Origin of the sequence: Streptomyces sp. CB01635, from assembly GCF_002803065.1 — a bacterium.
GTDB lineage: Bacteria > Actinomycetota > Actinomycetes > Streptomycetales > Streptomycetaceae > Streptomyces.
In genome coordinates this window covers 1-6,701 of the sequence record NZ_NNBL01000057.1, presented here as the reverse complement: position 1 = coordinate 6,701, position 6,701 = coordinate 1, and the positions used below count along the sequence as shown (strand labels likewise).

The window sequence follows — 6,701 nt, the reverse complement described above, 5'->3', positions numbered from 1 at the left end:
GCCAGCCTCAACGAGGGGCTGGCTGCATAAGAAGGTCTCCACGATTCGGGGGGATTGACAGCATCGTTACGAGTCCCTCAAGCCATGCGCCACCACCCAAGGGAATCCCGATCCGCAGAGCGTCGGACGGGTGGGGGCCGAGTTCGCCCTCGTGGGTTGCCGAGGCGCCAGGGAAGGCCTGGAGCAAGCCATTGGCGAAAACGTCGAGGTCGAGGTTCCAGGCGGCAGCGTTGTCTACGGGTGCAGCGAAACTGAACGTGACGCGGCGTGCTGCTGCGTCGGTCATGAGGGGGGTCTCCTACGGTACGTATCGTGCGTTGCCGTTGACCTCGCTCATGGCCATCATGCTCTGCCAGTAGGGGGCGGCGGGCTTGTCATTGGTGATGATCTCAAATCCGCGGATCTCGTCATTACGTGGATCGGCGAGAGCGGCACGGTAGCGGGCCAGTTCACTGGCATCGCCCCGATACATGCCATCTCGGTGCGGATCAAACTTCACTGCGCCATTCTTGTCGAGCTTCGGGGGTGTACCCAAGGTCTTGTTAACCCGGTCGATGCTGCGATAGGTCGCGCACTTGCCGGGATCGCGTACATGCTTGGCCTCAATGGCGTACCCATCGACGCGCCGCATTCCGTCGACCATGAGTCTCTTGCCGCTCTTGCCCGTAGCTGCGGCGGGGAGGGGGACTTGGCGCTCCGGGTAGCCTGCGACTCGCATCTGATACATGTTGTCCGGGTTTGACGGCCCACCGACCGCCCGCGAAGCCCTGCGCCTGGGACTCACTGGGCGACGAGCGCGGCATCGCGTGCGATGCGCTGCTCCCAGTCGCCCGGCAGGTCCAACATGTTGTCGAGGTCGAGGTCGAGGTCGAGGTCGAGGACAGACAACGCCCCACAGCTCGAACTCGCCATCGCCGCAGTCCAACGGCTCAGCGTGGACAACGACCGTCTGCGAACCGCACTGCACGAAGCCCACTCCGTCACCCCGCTGGTCCAGCGGCCACGCTGACAGCGACTTCGGCGGTCGCTGTTGTCCTCCGCGACTGCGATCCAACAATTCGGTTGCGCGCCGGTCCTCAGCCTCGCGATCTTGTCTACATGGCATTGGACGAGGAACTGATCGAGCTTCGCCGGGAGATCCATCGCCGACCTGAACTCGCGGGCGAGGAGCGGGAGACAGCCGGGCTGGTCGCGGAGCAGTTGCGTGCGGCGGGGCTCGAGGTGACGACCGGTGTCGGCGGGCACGGTGTCGTCGCCGTGCTCGACGGTTCTGCAGACGGGCCGACGATGGCGTACCGGGCGGACATGGACGCCGTGGACGCGACGAGGAATGTTCTGCCGTTCCCGCGCTCGGGCCGGGTGTATGACGAGGGCTTCGCCTCGCGCGTGCCTGGTGTCGCGCATCTGTGCGGGCACGACCTGCACACCGCGATCGGTGTCGGCGTGGCGAGGAAGCTAGCCCGGCGCTCCGATCAGGTACGTGGGCGGCTGGTGTTCGTGTTCCAGCCGGCCGAGGAGCCCTTGCAGGGCGCGCGCGCGATGCTGGACACAGGACTGGTGCAGCGGCTCGCGCCGCGCGAGTTCTACGCACTGCACTGCAGCCCGTTCCCCACTGGCACCATCGCGGTGTCCCCGGGCTATGGGCTGCCCGGGCTCGACCAGATCCGGATCCTCCTTCCGGGTGGCGGGGACGCGGCGGTCGCCGTCGCCGCCGAGGTCGAGGCACTCGGCACGGTCGGCTTCCCACAGAACGTCACCGAGTACCACGCGGGCTTCCATGCTCTGCTCGATCCTGAAGTGGCCGCGTCCCATCAGGAATCCGTGTCCGTCGCCACGTGGATCGAGCCAGGGTCCGACGGGCAGCCGGTCGTCGGTATCCTGCTGCGTGTCTGGCCGCAGGAACGGCTGCCGGAAGTACGCGCGCAGGTCGAGCAGATTACGGCGGCCGCCGGCGGACACGCCGCGTTCCAGGATGTCCCATTTCCCGCCATGGTGAACTCCGCGGAGCTCAGCACGGCGGCCGGTGACTACCTGAGCACGGCGATGGGACCGGAGTCCGTCCTGTGGGCTCGTGCATCGTGGCCCTACAACTGTGAGGACTTCGCACTGTTCCTCAAGGAGGCTCCAGGTGCACAGCTCTGCCTCGGCGTCGCAGACGCCGATTCGGGGATCGACGGTGCGCCACACTCTCCTGATTTCGCGGCCGACGAGCGCGCGATCGGCCACGGCGTGCACGCCATGACCGGTCTCCTGACTCATCGGTTGGCGGCCCTGTCCACTGCTCAACAGCATCGTTCCTGACGGAGCTCTATGAGGTGAGATGATCTTGCTTCGTGGCGCGTGAAGATCTGACCTCCGGCCCGGCCTGGACCAGATCGTGCTGCGCATCGGTCAGTTGGTCATCCACAAACTCTGGCTACAAGACGCCCTCGATGCCCTGGCTCTGAAGCGTGTCGTACCAGAGCTGCGCGACGTCCGGATCATCTGTGGCGGGTACGGCTTGGATCGGGGGCGGCACGTCGTGGAGCAGGTCGAGGAGGAGGGCGCGCCGCTCGGTGTACGGGCGGCTGCGGACATCGCCGAGTTCGGGGTGGGCGAGGAGATCCCACACGGCGTATGAGGCGGGGAGCACCGCGGCGAGTTCGCGGGCGCGGACCGGGCCGGAGGCCGCGCGGGACTGCGCTGCCGCGAAGTCGACCATCCCTTCATTGTAGATCGCGGCCTCCCCGTCGAGGACCGTGCTGGCGCCTAGCGAGTTCATGCCGACCACGGCCAGATCCATCCACGCCGAGGTGACCGTCCGCCCGGACCGGGCCTGTAGCCGGACGGTCTCAGGGTCCCGCCACATCACGGTTCTGTGGCCGTCGAACTTGATCTCGTACCACCAGCCTGGACCCGTGGGCAGCGTCGGCACGGCCTCGGCGAGGGCGACAGAGACGGGATACTCCACAGGGCCAGCCTGCGGCGGCCGAGCCGGGTATGCGCGCTGGCCTACGCTGCGCGGAGGGGCCCGGCGGTGCGCCCTGTAGGGGTCCCGCCGAGATGCACGTCAAGGGGGCAATGAGTAGATCTTGATGCGGCTTTACGCGTGGTCAGCACAGTGACGCCGCAGTAAATGCGTACATCTCGCCCTGGATGCCGGAACGGTCCGCCGCAGGTCGCGACGATCACGGCCAGGGCTCCGTCGCAGTAAATCCGGTATTTACTGCGGCAGTTGCGAATACGTCTCCGCGATCGAGCATCCGCCCGAGTGCGGGTCTGCTGTGAAGGCTTGAGGGGAGGGGACTGTCAGTGCCCGACGCCGACCAGGCCCGGCGCCAACATGCTTGCCTGGGTCATGCCCCCAGGTCCTCCGTCACGGGCAGGCACTCGGCGAGCAGGTCGACGACGTCGCGCCAGGCTCGCTGCGCGTGCTGTGGGTGGTAGCCGACGCCGGGGACCACGGGGTGGTCGACCGGTGGGTGGTGGAAGGCGTGCAAGGCTCCGCCGTAGACCGTGAGGCGCCAGTCGACGCCCGCAGCCTGCATCTCGGCGGTGAACGCGTTCCGTTGCGCGGGCGGCATGATCGGGTCTTCCGACCCGACCCCGGCCCACACCGGGCAGCGAATGCGCGCTGCCTCGCCCGGTCGGCCCGTGGTCAGTGCGTTGACTGTCCCGATCGCGCGCAGGTCGACGCCGTCGCGCCCGAGTTCCAGCCCGACGGCGCCCCCGGTGCCGTAGCCGACGGCGGCGATCCGGTCGGGGTCGGTCCGGGGCTCGGTGCGCAGCACGTCGAGCGCCGCATGGCCGATGCCCCGCATCCGGTCGGGATCAGCGAGCAGTGGCATGCAACGGGCCAGCATCTCCTCGGGGTCACCCAAATAGCGCCCGCCGTGAAGGTCGAAGGCCAGCGCTACATATCCCAGTTCGGCGAGAGCATCGGCCCGGCGGCGCTCGACGTCGCTGAGCCCCATGCCCTCTGGTCCGAGCAGCACCGCGGGCCGGCGGTCGACACCGGCCGGGAGCGCGAGGTGCCCGATCATCGTCAAACCGTCGGCCGGGTACTCGACCGTACGCGTCGTAATCGTCGTCATGAGACTGGACTGTAGTGATCGTCGAGCCCGGTCCGGCCGGTGTTCTGTCGCGGGCAGAACAGCGCGGGTGTCCCGCTGAAATACGGCGAGGGCTCACAAGAGCCGTCACAAACCCCGTCCCCACGGCAGCTCTGGCGACACTGTGCCGAATGGGTGGCAGCCGAGGGGCGCTCAGGGCTTCAAGATCATCTCGTTGCCCCTTTGGCGCGTATCTCGGTCACACCCCAACACTCGGTGCCACCCGCGCCTGTCCTCGACCATTTCCATAAACTATGTATATAAAAATGCTATGCTTCGAGCATGAGTCGTCAAGACACCGCTCCTGGCGTGTCCGCCGCCATCGGGGCAGCCCTCTACGGCCTGGCCACCAGGGCCGCGAGACGCCTGCCCCGGGACATGAGCCTGACGTCCGCCGCCACCCTGGCCACCCTGGACCGGACCGGCCCGCGGCGCATCACCGATCTGGCCGCGGTCGAGGGCGTCACCCAGCCCGCGATGACCGCCCTGGTCCGGGTCATGGAGGAGTCCGGCCTGGTCGAGCGGCGGGGCGACGCGTCCGACAAGCGGGTCACGCTGGTGTGCCTGACCGAGGCCGGCGCCTCCTATGCCCGGACGCGGCGCCAGGCGGGCGTCCACGCGTTCGAGCGGTTGATCGGCGAGCTCACCGGCGACGAGGTCGAGGCGCTGGTGGCGGCCCTTCCGGCGCTGAAGCATCTGGCAGAGCTCGAAAGCCAGGACCGCGAAGGGCCGAAGCAGTGACCGGGCAGCGGGTCGACGGGGTCGCGGTGAACGCGTTCGCGGTGGCGCGTTCCGAGGCGCGGCTGCTGGTCCCCGCCCTGATGTTCATCGCTCTGGTCGTGGCGGCGGTCGCCAGCCTCGGCACGCCGCTCATCACCAGCGTGGCGACCTCGTTCCACGTCTCGCTCGGCAGCGCGCAGTGGACGCTGACCGTCGCGCTGCTCAGCGGCGCCGTCGCCACGCCGGTCCTGGGCCGGCTCGGAGCCGGCCCGCACCGGCGGGCCACGATCCTCGCCACGCTGGCGGTCGTCGTCGCCGGCAGCGCGCTCACCGTGCTGCCGCTGCCGTTCGCGTGGCTGCTGGCCGGCAGGGCGGCCCAGGGCGTCGGGCTCGGGCTGACGGCGCTGATGATGGGCGTGGCCCGGGACCACCTCCCCGAGGAGCGCAGCGCGGCCGTGATCGCCCTGATCTCGGTGGTCTCGATCATCGGGGCCGGCGTCGGCTACCCGCTGGCCGCACTGCTCGCCGAGCTCGGCGGGGTACGGGCCGCCTACGGCCTCGGCCTGGTCGTCACCGCCGCCGCCCTCCTGACCGCGTGGCGCTCCATGCCCGAAGCCCCCAAAGGCCGCTCCCCCCACGTGGACGTGGCAGGCGCGGTCGTCCTGGCCGCTGCGCTGCTCCTGGTGCTGTTCCTCGCCGGCGAACGGAATCTGTGGAGCCAGCACCTCGCCGTGGCGGCGAGCCTCGCCGTCGTCGCGGTGGTGCTGCTCTGCATCTGGGCCGTCATCGAGCTGCGCAGCACGACACCCCTGATCGATGTGCGGGCGGTACGGCACCCGGCGATCGCCGGGGCGAACCTCGCCATGTTCGTCGGCGGGATCGGCATGTACCTCCTGCTCACGCTCATCACCCGGTACGCGCAGACGCCGCACGGCGCCGGCTACGGCTTCGGACTGACGACCTTCGTCGCCGGGCTGGTCCTCATCCCGTTCTCCGTGCTGGGGTTCGTCGCCGGCAAACTCACGCCGAAGGTCCGGACGCGGATCGCCGACCCCCTGCTCCTGGCCGGCAGCGCCGCCATCGTCGGCGGCGGGTTCGCCCTGTTCGCCACCGCCCGGTCCAACCTGGCCGAACTGTTCGCGGCGATGGGCGTGCTCGGCATCGGCGTCGGCGGCTTCTCGGCCGCGATGCCCGGCGTCATCCTGGCCGTCACCCCCAAGAGCGAGACGTCGAGCGCCATGAGCTTCAACTACGTCGTCCGCAGCGTCGGGTACTCCCTGGGCAGCGCCATCGGCGGCCTGATCCTCGCCGCGGGCACCGGCCCCGGCCACCTCTTCCCCGACGACAGCGCCTACACCACCGCGGCGCTGGTCGGCATCGGCGCCATGGCGATCACGACGCTGACAAGCCTCGCTCTCGCCCGCCGACGCTCGTCCGAGACCCACCCGTAAGCCAGATGCACTCATCCCAACACTGAAGGTTCCATGCCCAAGGGCTACTGAGTCAGCGCCTACCGCACCATTTCAGCGTGCTCTTGCGAGGAACCCCGGGGGTTCACCCCCGGGAGGAATCGCATCCAGTGATGGCGATGCGGAGCATCGCCGCGGCAACGGGCGCGGAGCGCCCGCAAGAAACCGGGCCGAGTGCTCGGTGAGGAATATGCGCTGTTCGAATGCTGGTACGTCAGGCGGCAGGTAACGTCACGGCCGTGAAGTTGACCGTGCAGGTGAAACTCCTGCCGACGCCCGTGCAGGCGGCGGCACTTGAGGAAACCTGCATGCCTGCAACGAGGCCGCGACCTGGGTGTCGTCCCGGGGTTCCGCGCTAGATGTATTGAGCATGAGCGTTGTTGACACGCGCGGGTCTTGAAGAAGGCGAAGGCCTCCGTGT

The 6,701-nt window shown here is 68.8% G+C and carries 6 protein-coding genes; 3 read left to right on the top strand and 3 right to left on the bottom strand.

Features of this window, described 5'->3' with window-relative positions; genetic code table 11:
* Positions 1–298 precede the first annotated feature (298 nt).
* A complete protein-coding gene (locus CG723_RS45800; protein WP_100599478.1) occupies positions 299–727 on the bottom strand; it encodes a restriction endonuclease fold toxin-2 domain-containing protein in 429 nt (142 codons plus the stop codon).
* A 371-nt stretch (positions 728–1,098) separates the two neighbouring features.
* Between CG723_RS45800 and CG723_RS45795 the strand changes: the two genes are divergently transcribed.
* Complete coding sequence (locus CG723_RS45795) at positions 1,099–2,301, top strand: M20 metallopeptidase family protein (protein WP_100599477.1); 1,203 nt, start codon at positions 1,099–1,101, stop codon at positions 2,299–2,301.
* Positions 2,302–2,416: 115 nt separating this feature from the next.
* On the opposite strand, the gene CG723_RS45790 is transcribed toward CG723_RS45795, so the two are convergent.
* Together CG723_RS45790 and CG723_RS45785 are read right to left on the bottom strand one after the other, a co-directional pair.
* A complete protein-coding gene (locus CG723_RS45790) occupies positions 2,417–2,950 on the bottom strand; it encodes an ATP-dependent DNA ligase (RefSeq protein WP_100599476.1) in 534 nt (177 codons plus the stop codon).
* Positions 2,951–3,335: 385 nt separating this feature from the next.
* A complete protein-coding gene (locus tag CG723_RS45785; protein WP_100599475.1) occupies positions 3,336–4,073 on the bottom strand; it encodes a dienelactone hydrolase family protein in 738 nt (245 codons plus the stop codon).
* Between the two features lie 396 nt (positions 4,074–4,469).
* On the opposite strand from CG723_RS45785, the gene CG723_RS45780 reads away from it, so the two are divergent.
* Positions 4,470–4,832 carry a MarR family winged helix-turn-helix transcriptional regulator gene (locus CG723_RS45780; protein ID WP_100599479.1) on the top strand — a complete coding sequence of 121 codons (363 nt, stop codon included), beginning with the start codon at positions 4,470–4,472 and terminating at the stop codon, positions 4,830–4,832.
* The gene (locus CG723_RS45775) at positions 4,829–6,262 is read left to right on the top strand and encodes an MFS transporter (protein ID WP_100599474.1); all 1,434 of its coding nucleotides are present in this window, start codon (positions 4,829–4,831) and stop codon (positions 6,260–6,262) included. Before CG723_RS45780 ends, CG723_RS45775 begins: the two co-directional genes overlap by 4 nt.
* Positions 6,263–6,701 lie beyond the last annotated feature (439 nt).

Excerpts from the sequence above, each read along its gene's own strand:
- CG723_RS45780 (WP_100599479.1), top strand. The coding sequence starts at position 4,470 with ATGAGCCTGACGTCCGCCGCCACCCTGGCCACCCTGGACCGGACCGGC.
- CG723_RS45785 (WP_100599475.1), bottom strand. The coding sequence starts at position 4,073 with ATGACGACGATTACGACGCGTACGGTCGAGTACCCGGCCGACGGTTTG.
- CG723_RS45800 (WP_100599478.1), bottom strand. The coding sequence starts at position 727 with ATGTATCAGATGCGAGTCGCAGGCTACCCGGAGCGCCAAGTCCCCCTC.
- CG723_RS45795 (WP_100599477.1), top strand. The coding sequence starts at position 1,099 with ATGGCATTGGACGAGGAACTGATCGAGCTTCGCCGGGAGATCCATCGC.